Origin of the sequence: Bradyrhizobium sp. JYMT SZCCT0428, assembly GCF_018131075.1 — a bacterium.
In the GTDB taxonomy this organism is placed as follows: Bacteria; Pseudomonadota; Alphaproteobacteria; order Rhizobiales; family Xanthobacteraceae; genus Bradyrhizobium.
On sequence record NZ_JAFCLS010000002.1, the window covers coordinates 276,326 to 290,349 of the forward strand.

Below are 14,024 nucleotides of genomic sequence, written 5' to 3' on the forward strand. Positions count from 1 at the left end.
TCCTCGGTCCGTGGCGATGACTTACGCAGATTGCCGCACCGACGATGCTGCCGCCCAAGACTTGCTACTCGCCGCCGATCGGGTCGATGTCGCACGTCGCGGGATGGTCGGTCGATGCGGTATTTCGCTGCACCTGCGCCAGGCTGCTCTTAACCGGGCGGCGCATCAATGGCAGGTGCAAATGATTATCCTTTCATCGCCGTGCGGACGTCCCTGTCTTCGAGCGTTTGGTCGAGCGTCGTCCGGGTTCGTTCGATGATGCCGTCAATCTCCTCATGCGTGCAGCAAAGCGGCGGCGCATAGCCCAGCACGCCCTGGGCAAAGGCGCGGATGACGAGGCCGTTATCCCATGCGCGGTCGAAGATGCGGCGCGCCGCGTCGGCCTCCGGTGGAAGGGGCGTCTTGCGCTCCTTGTCCGTGACAAGTTCGATTGCGGCCAGCATGCCGCGACCACGGACATCGCCGACAAGTGGATGATCGCCAAGGGAGCGAAGCCCCTCCATCAGGCGGTGCCCGGCCTTGCGCCCGTTTTCCAGCAAGCCACCTTTGTAAAGGTCAAGGCACGCGAGCCCAACCGCCGCACTAACGGGATGTGCAGAATAGGTGTAGCCATGGCCGACGGCCGTCTTGCCGGCCCCATCCGCGATCGTATTGTAAACGCGGTCCGACATGAAAACAGCTCCCATCGGCACATAGCCCGACGTCAGTCCTTTTGCGGTGGTCATGAAATCCGGCACGACATCGTCTTCTTCGCAGGCGAAAAGAGGCCCGACACGACCAAAGCCGGTGATGACCTCATCGGCAACGAACAGAATATCGTTCTCCTTGCAAACCGCGTGCATGGCTTTCAGCCAACACGGCGGCGGCACGAGAACGCCTCCTGACCCCTGAATTGGCTCGACATAAAAAGCCGCAACGCGATCTGCGCCCAGTTCGGCGATCTTCGCTCGCAGGGCTGCGATCGACGCATCAACGATAGCCTGGGGATGGGTGCCGACAGGATTGCGATAGGCATAGTGCGACGGAATTTTGTGCTGCCAGCGATAAGGCACCCCAAAGCCCGCATGAAAGGCCGGCAACGCTGTCAAACCGGCCCCCGCCGTCGAGGATCCATGATAGCCTTGCTCCACAGAGATGAACTGGTCCTTCTGCGGCATACCTTTGGCGTGATAGTAGTACCGAATGAAGCGGATCGTGCTGTCGACCGCATCAGAACCACCGAGTGTGAAATAGACATGGTTCAGATCGCCGGGCGCCAATTCAGCCAGTCTGGCGGCGAGACGAATGGCCGGCTCGGAGCCCAACCCGAAATAGCCTGTCGCATAGGGCAGTTCGCGCAGCTGCCTGGTTGCTGCTTCAACGATGCTGTCTTGTCCGTACCCGGCATTGACACACCACAGGCCAGCAAACCCGTCGAGCAATTGATGTCCCGAAGCATCGGTCAGGGTCGCGCCCTTCGCTGATTTTATCACCCGCACGCCCGACGCCTCATGGCTGCGATAAGATGAAACCGGGTGAATCAGATGCGCGCGGTCCAACTCGATCAGCGAATTGCTCAACATTTCATTCTCCAAATCAACCCGAAGAGCAAAGTACGATATCGAGGACGGCAGTTCCTCCCAAGCAGCGCCTGGACCAAAGGAGTTGTCACTTTCGTTGGTGATCGAGGCCGCATCTTATGCCGGCGCAGGTCCGCCGCGTCGCGGTGCTGCTCGATTCGAAAGGTTGCCTCGCGCAACTCTCTGCCAAAGCTTTGATCCAGTACGACACAATCTGCTTCCGGCTTCAGCAAAAGCGGCGCTTTATCTTCCGAGATCCTCAATATGATGCTGTCGTACCGGCCCAGTGCCGAGAGGATTGGAGGATTCCACGCCATGACGAAGTTTCGACCGAAATACATCACTTTCGATTGCTACGGCACGCTGACGAATTTCGACATGGCCGGTGCGGCAAGGAGAGTCTACGGCTCCCAGCTTTCCCCCACGGCGATGGCAAGTTTCATCAAGGATTTTTCAGCCTATCGCCTGGACGAGGTTCTCGGCGCCTGGAAGCCCTACCTCGAGGTCGTGCACAATTCGCTGGAACGCGCCTGCAGGCGCAATGGTGTTGCATTTCGGCCAGAGGACGCACAGCGCATCTATGAGGAAGTGCCGACTTGGGGTCCACATCCCGACGTTCCGGCAGGTCTGGCCCGGGTTGCGAAGGAGATCCCAATGGTCATCCTGTCGAACTCCATGAAGAGCCTCATCATGTCGAACGTGGAGAAGCTCGGCGTCCCCTTCCACACGGTCATCACAGCCGAGGAAACCGGCGCCTACAAGCCGCACATGAAGGGCTTTGAGTACATGTTTGACAAGCTGGGCTGCGGTCCGGAAGACATCACCCACGTTTCATCCTCCTTCCGCTACGACCTGATGACCGCCTACGACCTGGGCATCAAGAGCAAGGTATGGGTGAACCGCGGTCATGAGCCCGCGAACCCCTTTTATGAATACACCGAGGTCGATGACATCGGCGGGCTCGCCGCCGCAGTCGGCTTGGAGCCCCTTCGAAAAAGCGCGTGAACGCGTATCCTTCTCGGGCCCTTTCGCGGCACTTCAGACCTTCGAAAACCTCAATAAAGATCGATGCGTGATGAATAACGGGGGCGGTTCAGCCGCCCCCTTTTCCGTGTTTCGGCTAGTCCCGATAGATATTGCGTTACTTCGCGGTTGAGGCATCATCCTATTTATCGCGCGGACGCGACCCGCCGCAGAATCGAAACCCCTTCGATTCCCTTCCCGAAACCGGGAAGCGGCCCCTCATTCCAACCCGCCGACATGAAGTGTTTTGATCTCGAGATATTCTTCTATCCCGAGCTGGGATCCTTCACGCCCTAGTCCCGACTGCTTTACACCGCCGAAAGGCGCAACTTCGGTTGAGATCAGGCCAGTGTTCAAGCCCACCATTCCGAACTCCAGCGCCTCGGCAACACGCCATGAGCGCTTGAGGTTTTCCGTGTAGAAATAGGCAGCAAGGCCGAATGGCGTGCCGTTTGCGATCGCAATCGCTTCGTCCTCGGTCTTGAAGCGGAAAAGCGGAGCGACCGGTCCGAAAGTCTCTTCTGAAGCCAACAGCATCTCGGTCGTTGCGTCACCGAGCACGACGGGACGGGCATACTGCCGACCTTCCGGCATACCTTCGCTCTGCGAGATGATCCTCGCGCCTTTATCCAAGGCGTCCGAGATGTGCCGCTTGATCTTTTCTATCGCCGCGCCATTGATCATCGGCCCGATTGCAACCCCTTCTTCCGTGCCGGCGCCGACCTTCATTTTCGCGACCCGGCTGGCGAGCTTTTCTGCAAAAGCGTCGTAAATGCCGGCTTGAACGAGAATGCGATTGCAGCAGACGCAGGTCTGCCCGCCATTGCGGAACTTCGATGCAATCGCCCCCTCCACCGCCAGGTCGACGTCGGCATCGTCAAAGACGATGAATGGTGCATTACCGCCGAGTTCAAGACTGAGCTTCTTGATGTTGTCGGCGGCGCCTTTCATCAGCAACGCGCCTACGCGAGTCGATCCGGTAAACGAGATCTTGCGCACGGTTTCGTTGGCCATCAGCTCATTGCCGATTTCCGCGGGCATGCCAGTCACGATATTGATGACGCCCGCCGGAATCCCTGCCCGCTCCGCCAGAACGCCGATCGCGAGCGCCGAAAACGGCGTAAATTCAGATGGCTTGATGACCACGGTGCAGCCCGCAGCCAGCGCAGGGGCCACCTTGCGCGTAATCATGGCGTTTGGGAAATTCCAGGGGGTGATGATCCCGCAGACGCCTACCGCCTCTTTCAGTACCAGAATGCGGCGGTCGGCAGTGGGTGAAGGAATAGTCGAGCCATTGATCCTGCGCGCCTCTTCCGCAAACCATTTTACGAAGGATGCCCCATAGCGGATTTCTCCGAGCGATTCGGCGAGCGGCTTGCCCTGTTCCAGCGTCAGCAAAAGCGCCAAATCCTGCTCATGTTGCCGCATCAGTTCATGCCATCGCTCCAAGAGCGCTGCACGCTCAGCATGAGTCTTTTTCTTCCAGCGCTTGAAAGCGTCGGCCGCAGCGTCAATTGCAGCCCTGGTCTCGTCGCGGCCCATATCGGGAATGGTGCCTAGAACTTGCTGACTGGCAGGATCGATGACATCGACGGTCGATTTCGCGTTCGCATCCCGCCAGTTGCCGCCGATCAACGCCTGCTGGCGAAACAGATACTTGTCCTTCAATGCGATCATCTTCTTTCCCTTCGGGGCCAACCCCGCCGTCACTGCGATGCGTAGTCGCCTCTTGTCCTCGCCCACGAGCGAGTCTGCCCGACGTTCGACGAGCACGCTGTTGGATTTGCGATTAGTGAAATAGAATCGTCTTATCCGAGCAGTACAGGATCGACCGCCGCATTTTTCATCGAGAATGAACTGGCTGACGGCGTTGAATCGGGTCAGGCGCGGCTTGGAAAGTCGATTGTTCTGGCGGGCCGTATATCTGGACCGCTCTGAGCTTTATGCTCAGTCATAAGCGCAGACGTAGATCTTTCGCACGGTCTCGATCGTGCGCCAGACGCCGACAAACCCCGGTTTCATCACAAAGCTGTCGCCAGCGCGGTAAGTCTTCGTCTCACCATCCTTTTCCTCAATTTCGATGAGACCCGAGATGATGTGACAAAACTCGTAGGTGGTGGCCTTGATGGAATGGGTCTCGCCGGGCGTTGCTTCCCAGACGCCGGTTAGTACCTTCTCGCCTTTCGAAGCGTCCTGCGCCCAGGTCTTGAAGGATGGATTGCCCGAAATCAGACGTTCCGGATCAGGCAAGGCGTTCTTTGGTGCGAAGTCCGGATTGGTGTCGATTGTAATCAGAAGTGACATGGGATCGTTTCCTGGTTAGTAGCCGCGCGTTCGATCGACGAGGCCGATCGGACTTTTCCCGGCGCGGTGGCGCCGGATGTTTTCTATTACGGATAGTGCTGCCGTATGCGGCTGCGTCACGGAGGCGATATGCGGCGTTATCATCACCTTCGGGTGCGACCAGAGCGCATGGCCTTGCGGCAGCGGCTCGGGTTCGGTGACATCGAGTATGGCTGCTGCAAGGCGGCCGCCGTCGAGCGCCTCGATGAGTGCGGCCTGGTCAAGCTGCGGGCCGCGGCCAACATGCAGCAGTCGCGCTCCCGTCGGCAAGAACGAGAAGAGCCTTGCGTTCAGAATGCCACGGGTCTGCTCCGTCAGCGGCAAGAGACAGACCAGAATATCCGTCTCCATCAGAAAGCCGGCGAGCTGATCTTCGCCGTGAAAGCAGGTGACCCCCTCGACCAGCTTTTTGCTGCGGCTCCATGCGGCAAGAGGAAATCCAAAGGGTTTGAGGCGGTCGATTGCCGCATGCGCCAGCATGCCAAGGCCCAGGAAACCCACGCGGCGCTCCGCCGTCTGCGGACTGGTGAGGGCTTGCCACATGGCCCTTCTCTGCTGCTCCCGATATGCGAGCATCTCGCGATGGAGCGCCAGCACGCCAAGGACGACGTATTCTTGCATCATGCGTATGATGCCATCCTCGACCATGCGAACCACTTTCACATGGTCGGGTATGATCTCCGGCTTGAACTGATCAACCCCTGCACCGATGGAGAAGAGCACCTCCAGATTGCGATAACGCGAAACATCGTCCGGCACGTTCCAGGTCAGGAGGTACCTCACCTTGTCGGAGTCGATATTTTCACTACAGTGGTAGAATTCCAGGTCGGGGAGCTCGCGCGCAAAGATCTGGCGGAAAACTGCCCCTCTTGCGGCATCGGAATTGAAAAGAAACCCCATCGACGAACCCTTCGTGTCACACGGCGAGGCGCGCGCCGAGATGCTCGATCATTTGTTGGCACGTAGCGAGTTCGCCGGTCTCGATGTAGTCATGGAGGCGATGGGCAGGACTGACATCGCCGGGATCGCAAATGACCGTGTCGGTGCCGGCCTGCCGATGAAGTCCAGCCGCGGCATTGAGCCCCAAAACGGGAAACGCGACGAGCCTCGCGCGGATTTCTTCAACCTTCATGGGGCCCACTCTGCCAACGCAATTCGCTGGATATCGACAGCGTAACCGCAAGCAGGAGCTTTCCCTGCCGAATTGCGTTGCGCTATAGGCCGAAGATTTCGAAGACTTGCCCAAAACAGGTGAAACCTGCTGCCTTTCCGTGCAATGCTGCGGCAAACACGTCTGCTGCCATAATCCGTCAGCAGGATCAGAAGGCACGACAAGCCATAGACTTGGCATTCCGCGAAGGGACGGATGAATGGGACGATCGGTACGCCTGAAGTCCTTCGAATTGGTCGCGCGGGACATTCGCGAAATTGATGTGAAGCTGCTCCACGCTCTCTCGGTTGCGGTTGGCTGGCCGCATCGGCCCAAGGACTGGGATTTCCTGCGCCGCGCAGGTCAGGGCATCGTCGCTGTTGACGGCATCGGGCGCGTTTTCGGAAGCGCGATGTGGTTCCCGCACGGACGCGAATTCGCCACCATCGGCCTGGTAATCACATCGCCGCGCACCCAAGCACAAGGTAGTGGCCGATGGCTCATGGAACAGGTGTTCGAACGGTGTGGGAAGCGGAATTTGAGCCTGAACTCGACCGATGCCGCCTTTCATCTTTATCTTTCGCTGGGCTTCAGCAAGGAAGCGGTCGTGTATCAGTGGCAAGGTGAGGTCGTATCATCCCTCCCTGCGGTGCCAGTTCTGGATGGTGAACTGAAGTCGCTGTCAGCCGAAAATCTTCAGGAGATCGCAGCGCTCGATGAGTGCGCGTTCGGAACAAGCCGCCAGAAGCTGCTTGCATTGCTTTCGGAAGGTGCATCAATCTGCACTCTAAGCCGCGGCGGCGAGATCGTCGGCTACTCCATGAAGCGCGAGTTCGGGCGTGGCCACGTGATCGGTCCCATCGTCGCCAGCAATGATTGTGACGCGATCCATCTCACGGCCGTGCATCTCAAGGAGCTCACGGGACGGTTCGCCCGCGTCGATACGCGCGAGCAGACGGGTCTATTTGCTGACTATCTTCAGCAGAGCCGCCTCGGGATAAGCGAGACGATCATAACCATGTCCAAGGGACGGCGATTCCTGAACCGAAAGGAAAACGAGCCGTGGGTCTACGGATTGGCCGGTCACGCGTTGAGCTGAAGCTGTATGGACTAGTCCAAGACGTGCATCGGTCGAAGGTCCCGTTACTCCATCGGGGCGGTGAACTCCTAACGACGATGGTGGTCGTCAATGACGAAATGGGTTTCGCCCGTGACGTCGCCGACAAGGGGCCCGTTCGTTCCGGGACCATGGTCTCCTGGTCGAACAGGAAACTCCCGAGGACGTGCTCGCACGACCGCAAAATGCCCGAACGCAGGATTTCCTATTATGCCTAGAATAAATGCCGATCACCATATCCGCACCCTAGCTCCCTCCATCCATCGACGCCGATCTGCTCTACGCCGCCACCGTCCCGCGCATCTCGAGGAGCGGCTGATGAACGCCTCCCAGAGGCTCAAGAGCCTATGAAGGGCGAGGTCGCAGAACTCTGGCGCTATCCGGTGAGCTCCATGGCAGGCGAACAGCTCGCCGTGGCGCGCATCGAGGCAGCTGGCATCGCCGGCGACCGGATCTGGGGAGTGCTCGATGAAGCAACCGGCCGTATCGCCTCCCCTGGGCGGGAAAAGCACTTCATCGGCGTGCCGCGCGCGCATGCCAAGATCGCTGATGGCGGCGTCGCCGTTTCGGTCGATGGCAAGAGTTGGGCTGGACCGGAGGACGCCTCGATGCGGGAAGCCTTGTCAAGGACCTTCGGCTTCAAGCCGATGCTGAAGCCGTTCGACCCCATCGGATCGGGCGGTTTCCGTCCTCGCTACGAGCACGCTCCGATCCATCTCTTGACCACGGCTGCACTGCGCAGCCTTAGCCGAGAATTGCCCGACAGCGTCATCGACACGCGCCGCTTCCGTCCGAACATTCTTGTCGACTGGCCGGATGAGGATGAGGCGATGCCTGAAAAAGGCTGGATCGGCCGGGAGATCAGGATCGGAGAGGTCGTCTTGCGGGGCAAGAAGCCCTGCGGACGCTGCGGCTTCATCACGATCGAGCAGGATCGCTTACCGCTGGACGTCGAAATCCTGCGCAGAGTGGTCAAGCGTCACGGTCGTGATTTCGGGATTTATTGCGACGTCGTGAGTCCCGGGCACGTGACAGCCGGTGCGGTGGTCGCCGTTGCGTAAGCTTTAGTCTAGCTAGTAGTAGCGCAATGCGTTCTCCTCGGGCGGCCAGAAGGGCCGACTCGGGTGATGAGCGCGGATTGCCAAACGAGATCGCACCGCTCCGGAAACATCGGCTCGCCGCCGACGCCGCAGCGCGTTCAGTTCAGCCTGTGTACATTGGTTGTCGCTGGATTTTGTTTGAGCTCCCGGTGCACACATCGTGCACACGGCGCCTTCTAACCAATTGAAAAACTTGAACTCTCGCTCCAATCCATCATGGGGGCGACGGAAAAGCGATAGTCTAAGCCATTCATCTCATTAATCTTTTATGCTCAAGCCGATCCTATATAAGGGATTGGACCGACTGGCAAATCTCGCACGAGCGAGGCTGTCTACACCGGTTTCTCCAAGGTCAAATCCCCTACGATTGGAAGCCAACGCGCGCGACGGCATGAAACGCCGAGAACCAGTCTCATTCAACCGAAATAAAAATCAGATTCGGCAATGAAATCCGCGTTGATCAAACGCACTGACAATAGATCACGCGTGACACAACGTCGGCGAAGTTCGGGAAACACCTCAATCATTCGTGAAGGATAGGATGAAATTGGATTGCGCCGCCTGACCAATCCGGAACGTGTCAGGTCAAGCCGCGCATCCGGCGCAAGCTGGGACGACCACCAACTTTCTCCGTTGGGTCCCTCCAATTCAGCATCGAGCTGGTAACGCTTTAGCGCTCGCGAGCCGGGCTGCGCTCCCCTACCCGCGGTATCTCCACGGCGTGCCGCCGACCGCGGTCTCGTCAATCGTCCACTGCGGCAACGCCAATCCTGGCGCGACATCGGTGAACACCATGCGCACCCGGGTGCCGATACCGACCCGCTCGACTTCGGTCTTCGGTGCCAGCACGCCGTCCGGCCGCACCAGATTGCCGATCACGCGGAGCCCCTCTTCCCTTGTCGGTATACCGCTTTGGGTATCCAGTTCAACCAGCAGTACGAGATAGGGCGTGTACTGCTTGAATGCCGGTTGGATGGCATGATGGACTTCGGTGTAGGAGTGCACGGTGCCGCGCCCCTCGACCGACACCCACTCCGAATCCGGCCCGCTGCACCAGGGGCACGCCGTTGTCGGTGGGTAGCGAAGAAGCTTGCATGAAGCGCAGCGCTGCAGGCGAAAATCGTGCTTCGCACAGTAGCCAAAGTAGTCGAGGTTCTCATGGTCGAGATCATTGATTTCAAGCGGCATGCCGAGATATTGCGCGGATATCATTTGCCTATCCCCTCCACATCACCATGGCCGATCCCGTGCCGGGCATCGCCCAGCCAAGATTGGCCGATACTTCGGCGTTCTTCACCTGCCGACAACCACCTTCGCGATAATCGTAGGTGTGCTGCCGCCTGCCATCGGGCCCGATCGGGCAACTATCATCTGCATCGTGGCGGAGCTGGCGCACGTTCTCGATCACCATGGCGATGCCATGGGTATAGCCTTCGCAGAGATGGCCTCCCGACGTGTTGTTCGGCCTTTTCCCGCCGAGCATGATGGTGCCGTCGGAGACGTAGTGGCCGCCGTCGCCTTTCTTGCAGAAGCCGTAATCCTCGAGCTGCAACATGGTCGTGAAGGTGAAGGCATCATAGGAGCCGGTGAGATCGACATCGTCCGGGCCTACTCCAGCATTCGGCCAGAGGATTTCCCTGGCGTAGCGGCCGGCGACGGTTGAAATCGGCCCGGTCTGGTAGTGCATGTCGACCCGCGGCTTCGAGCAGCGGCCTACTACACCGCGGATTTGCACCAGCGGCTGCTTCAGATCTTTGGCCCGTTCGGCCGTGGTCACAATGATGGCATTGGCGTTGTCTGTCTCCACGCAGCAGTCGAGCAGATGCAGCGGTTTGCAGATCATGCGGCTGCCAACGACATCCTCTACCGTGATGCGCTTCTTGTAATAGGCTTTTGGATTGTTCGAGGCGTGATGGCTGTGGGCCACGCGGACATGGGCGACCTGCTCGGCGGTGGTCCCAAAGTCATGCATGTGTCGCATGAAGCTCGGCGCGAACGACTGTCCCGCGCTCTGCCAGCCATAGGCGCGGCTGTGCAGCATGTCGCCCGAGACAGGCACTGCGGAGCGTACACCGGTGCCACCGATCCGCACCTGCGAGAAACCGTTCATGGAACGGAAGATCACCACCGTCTTGCACATGCCGGCTTCGATGACGCCGATCGCGATACCGATCAGCGCCTCGGTCGACGATCCGCCGCCGAACACGTCCATATAGAAATTGAGACGGATGCCGAAATCGCCGGCGACGAATGGCGAGAACACCGAGTCGTTAAATTGATACGACAACATGCCGTCGATCTCAGAAGGTTTCAGTCCTGCGTCGACCATCGCGTTGCGCACTGCGATAGACGCGAGCGCCCGCGTCGACTTGTCCGAGCCGCGCGTGTAGGTGGTCTCGCCGACGCCCACAATGGCGTACTTGTCGCGCAGGAATTTCGGGGTAGTCGCCTCGACATCTTCCCTAGGCAGCGGCATTTCGTTGGGCTCCCGGTTCGCTTTTCCGTTTCTTGTCTTGTTCTCGCGCCTGAATGAGGATGCTGGATAGCTTGCTCTTTGTCCATCGCTCGCGCGATAACAACGCAGTCGCAACGCCAAACGCTTCCGACACTCACGCGTTCGCGTAAGGCTTGATGATCTCCTCGCCGAAACGGGCCAGCGTCGCTTCGAGATCGGGCATGAACGCCGTCACCGGCAGCGCGAGGCGGCCCGCGCCCCGCGCAATCCGTTCCTCGACGGCCGCGCGCGGGTCGGTGCCGGAATTCGGCAGCGCACCGGGACAGCCGAGGATCAATTCCACTTTTCCCGGATCGCGGCCGGCCTGTTCGGCCGAACGGCGCACGACGTCGAGTAACGGCATGGTGTCGACCTGGGCGCCGATCGAGGGGAAGAAGCCGTCGCCTAGCCGACCGGCGCGGCGGGCGGCCGCTTCCGAGTGACCGCCGACGACGATCGGCACTGATTTCGCAACCGGCTTCGGATTGGAATTGACCTTGTTGAAATTGACAAACTCTCCTGCGAAGCTCGCGCTGTCGCTGGCCCACAACGCGCGCATGGCCGCGACATATTCATCGGCGCGCTTGCCGCGACGCTCAAAGGGAATACCGAGTGCCTCGAACTCCTCTTTGAGCCAACCGACTCCGATGCCGAGTTCGAGCCGGCCGCCGCTGAGATAGTCGAGCGTGGCGACTTCCTTGGCTAGCACCAGCGGGTTGCGTTGCGGCAGGATCATCACCGCGGTCATAAAGCGCAGCCGCGTGGTCGCGGCGGCGACCCATGTCAGCCAGATCAGAGGATCGCTAAAGTTCACCGTCGGGCCGCCCGGCAACCGGCCGCCGGGTGCATAGGGATAGACGCTCTCGTAATTATCGGGAACCACGACATGTTCGACAGCGAACACCGAGTCGAAGCCCGCCGTTTCCGCCAGGCGAACCAAACGGCGGGCGCCTTCCGGATCAGGGAACGCGAAGTTGCCGAAATGCAGGGCAAATTTCATGTGGCGGTACCTTCCCCGATCAAGCGGCGCGCTCGATCGGCGCCTTCCAATCGTCATCATGGCACAGGGCGAAGACATCGGGGAGCCATCGTTCATCGCAGCAACCCATGCGTCCGCCGAGACTGTTCAAGCGATCCCGCGCTTCGTATCCTCCGGCCAGGGAGGACCGGACGATGAAGCTTGGCCTGTCAATCGGCTATTCGGGCGCGCACCTTGAGGTGCCCGTCGCCCTGGTGCAACGGGCGGAAGACCTCGGTTACGACTCGGTCTGGTCCGCCGAAGCCTATGGCTCCGATGCCATCACGCCGCTCGCATTCCTGGCCGCCCAGACCAACCGCATCAAGCTCGGTACCGGCATCATGCAGCTGGCTGCGCGAACGCCGGCCAACGCCGCGATGTCGGCCGCCAGCATTGACGCGATGTCCGGCGGTGGCCGCTTCATTGCAGGCCTCGGCGTGTCGGGACCACAGATCGTCGAGGGGTGGTACGGCCAGCCGTGGGGCAAGCCGTATTATCGGGTCAAGGATTACGTCGCGATCATGCGCAAGATCTTCAAGCGCGAAGAACCCGTGACGCACGAAGGCCGCGAGATCAGCCTGCCCTACACGGGCGAGGGTTCCGTGGGGCTCGCCAAACCCTTGAAGTCGATCCTGCACATGAACCCCGACATCCCGATCTATCTTGCGACCGGCGGCGAGGCGATGGTCAAGCTGACGGCCGAGATCGCCGACGGCTGGCTGCCAATGGGTTTCGTGCCGGGCGCTATGGAGGAGTACGGCCCATGGCTGGAGGAAGGTTTTCGGCGCGCCGGCAACGGCAAGAGCATGAAGGATTTCACCATCCAGGCCTCCGTCCATGTCGAGGTCGACACCGACGTCAAAGGAGCGCTGGCACGCCTCAAGCCGGAGGTCGCGCTCTATGTGGGCGGCATGGGTCACCGGACCAAGAATTTTCACAACGACATCATGTGTCCGTCGCGGCTTCGGCGACGCCGCCAAGCGCATCCAGGAACTCTACCTCGCGGACCACAAGGACGAGGCCATCGCCAGCGTGCCCGATGAGTGGGTCGATTTGAAATCGCTGGTCGGCCCACCGGCGCGCATCCGCGAACGCTACCGCGCCTGGGAGGACAGCGGCGCGGATTCGCTCAGCGTGCGATCGCGACAACCTGAGGCCATCGAGGTGATGGCCAAGGCCGCGCGGCTGAACTGAGGTATCAACCAGCGGAGAACAAGCGTGATGCGTCCACCCCTTCGCGTCGGGCAGCTGCTGCCGCACGCAGAGACGCGCTGGCCGAAACGTCCAAAGACGAGCGATAGACAACGACACGAGATCCATCGCCGGCCATCTGGTCAGCGAGCAACAACACACGGGAGAGAACGATGCGCATCGGCGGGGCCATGTTTTTCACCGACTACTCGATGTCGCCGACCGAACTTGCGCGGGCGCTGGAGGAGCGCGGCTTCGATTCCCTCTGGGTGCCAGAACATTCCCACATTCCGTTGACGCGCAAGTCGCCCTTCCCCAGCGGCGGCGATGTGCCGAAGAAATATTACGACGTGATGGACCCGTTCGTGATGCTGGGTGCGGCCGCGGCGGTGACCAAGACGCTGTTGCTCGGCACCGGCATTTGCCTGATCGCCCAGCGCGATCCGATCCAGACCGCCAAACAGGTCGCCTCGATCGACCAGATCTCGGCTGGCCGTTTCCTGTTCGGCGTCGGCAATGGCTGGAATGAGGACGAGATGGCCAACCACGGAACGGTTTTCGAAAGCCGCCACAAGCTGGCGCGCGAGCGTGTCGAGGCGATGAAAGAAATCTGGACCAAGTCAAAACCCGAGTACCATGGTGAGTTCGTGAATTTCGACCCGATGATGACCTGGCCAAAACCGGTGCAGAAACCGCATCCGCCGATCATCGTCGGCGGCGCTTTCCCGTTCGGTGCCCGACGCGCCCTGCGCTATGGCGACGGCTGGATGCCCCACCGCGCACGAAGCTCGTATGCGGATGTGCAGGCCCTGCTGCCGAAATTCCGCGAGATGGCAAACGAAGCTGGCCGCGATCTCGCGTCGGTGCCGATTACGATCTGGGGCGCCAAGGAGAACCTCGACCTGCTCGAGCGCGACCGCGACGACGGCGTCTCGCGCCTCGTCGTCAGCCTCGATTCCGCCAAGGCCGATACGATCCTGCCGGAACTCGACCGTTGGGCGAATTTGATCCGCCAACTCGACAGCTGAA

At 60.2% G+C, this 14,024-nt stretch carries 13 protein-coding genes and 1 pseudogene; 6 read left to right on the top strand and 8 right to left on the bottom strand.

From position 1 onward, the window contains the following. Nucleotides 1–185: 185 nt before the first annotated feature. Nucleotides 186–1,562, bottom strand: a complete 1,377-nt coding sequence (locus JQ575_RS03135; protein ID WP_212031819.1) for an aspartate aminotransferase family protein — start codon at nt 1,560–1,562, stop codon at nt 186–188. A 312-nt stretch (nt 1,563–1,874) separates the two neighbouring features. Here JQ575_RS03135 and JQ575_RS03140 point away from each other — a divergent pair, with 312 nt between their 5' ends. Continuing rightward, nucleotides 1,875–2,564 carry a haloacid dehalogenase type II gene (locus JQ575_RS03140; RefSeq protein WP_212031883.1) on the top strand — a complete coding sequence of 230 codons (690 nt, stop codon included), beginning with the start codon at nt 1,875–1,877 and terminating at the stop codon, nt 2,562–2,564. A gap of 237 nt (nt 2,565–2,801) precedes the next feature. On the opposite strand, the gene JQ575_RS03145 is transcribed toward JQ575_RS03140, so the two are convergent. From JQ575_RS03145 to JQ575_RS03160, 4 genes are all read right to left on the bottom strand, one after another. Further along, on the bottom strand, nt 2,802–4,259 hold the full coding sequence (locus tag JQ575_RS03145; protein ID WP_212031820.1) for an NAD-dependent succinate-semialdehyde dehydrogenase: 1,458 nt from the start codon (nt 4,257–4,259) through the stop codon (nt 2,802–2,804). 270 nt (nt 4,260–4,529) lie between these two features. After that, the gene (locus JQ575_RS03150; protein ID WP_212031821.1) at nt 4,530–4,886 is read right to left on the bottom strand and encodes a cupin domain-containing protein; all 357 of its coding nucleotides are present in this window, start codon (nt 4,884–4,886) and stop codon (nt 4,530–4,532) included. A 15-nt stretch (nt 4,887–4,901) separates the two neighbouring features. After that, nucleotides 4,902–5,825 (bottom strand): glyoxylate/hydroxypyruvate reductase A, encoded by a 924-nt coding sequence (locus JQ575_RS03155; RefSeq protein WP_212031822.1) that lies wholly within the window; start codon nt 5,823–5,825, stop codon nt 4,902–4,904. A gap of 16 nt (nt 5,826–5,841) precedes the next feature. Then, nucleotides 5,842–6,057: a hypothetical protein gene (locus tag JQ575_RS03160; protein WP_212031823.1), complete on the bottom strand. Its 216-nt coding sequence runs from the start codon at nt 6,055–6,057 to the stop codon at nt 5,842–5,844. Between the two features lie 238 nt (nt 6,058–6,295). On the opposite strand from JQ575_RS03160, the gene JQ575_RS03165 reads away from it, so the two are divergent. Next, a complete protein-coding gene (locus tag JQ575_RS03165) occupies nt 6,296–7,174 on the top strand; it encodes a GNAT family N-acetyltransferase (protein ID WP_212031824.1) in 879 nt (292 codons plus the stop codon). 365 nt (nt 7,175–7,539) lie between these two features. After that, a complete protein-coding gene (locus JQ575_RS03170; RefSeq protein ID WP_212031825.1) occupies nt 7,540–8,253 on the top strand; it encodes an MOSC domain-containing protein in 714 nt (237 codons plus the stop codon). Between the two features lie 738 nt (nt 8,254–8,991). Here the strand turns inward: JQ575_RS03170 and JQ575_RS03175 are convergent. From JQ575_RS03175 to JQ575_RS03185, 3 genes are all read right to left on the bottom strand, one after another. Then, nucleotides 8,992–9,504 carry a Zn-ribbon domain-containing OB-fold protein gene (locus JQ575_RS03175; protein ID WP_212031826.1) on the bottom strand — a complete coding sequence of 171 codons (513 nt, stop codon included), beginning with the start codon at nt 9,502–9,504 and terminating at the stop codon, nt 8,992–8,994. A 4-nt stretch (nt 9,505–9,508) separates the two neighbouring features. Further along, on the bottom strand, nt 9,509–10,768 hold the full coding sequence (locus JQ575_RS03180) for a thiolase C-terminal domain-containing protein (protein ID WP_212031827.1): 1,260 nt from the start codon (nt 10,766–10,768) through the stop codon (nt 9,509–9,511). A 133-nt stretch (nt 10,769–10,901) separates the two neighbouring features. Next, nucleotides 10,902–11,786, bottom strand: a complete 885-nt coding sequence (locus JQ575_RS03185; protein ID WP_212031828.1) for an LLM class F420-dependent oxidoreductase — start codon at nt 11,784–11,786, stop codon at nt 10,902–10,904. Nucleotides 11,787–11,959: 173 nt separating this feature from the next. On the opposite strand from JQ575_RS03185, the pseudogene JQ575_RS03190 reads away from it, so the two are divergent. The 3 genes and pseudogenes from JQ575_RS03190 to JQ575_RS03200 all read left to right on the top strand — a co-directional run. After that, nucleotides 11,960–12,685, top strand: a pseudogene (locus tag JQ575_RS03190) (LLM class flavin-dependent oxidoreductase); the annotation flags it as partial. Between the two features lie 19 nt (nt 12,686–12,704). Further along, nucleotides 12,705–12,998, top strand: coding sequence for an LLM class flavin-dependent oxidoreductase (locus JQ575_RS44360; RefSeq protein ID WP_249166394.1), 294 nt, complete (start codon nt 12,705–12,707; stop codon nt 12,996–12,998). Nucleotides 12,999–13,168: 170 nt separating this feature from the next. After that, nucleotides 13,169–14,023 carry an LLM class F420-dependent oxidoreductase gene (locus tag JQ575_RS03200; protein ID WP_212031830.1) on the top strand — a complete coding sequence of 285 codons (855 nt, stop codon included), beginning with the start codon at nt 13,169–13,171 and terminating at the stop codon, nt 14,021–14,023. Nucleotide 14,024 lies beyond the last annotated feature (1 nt).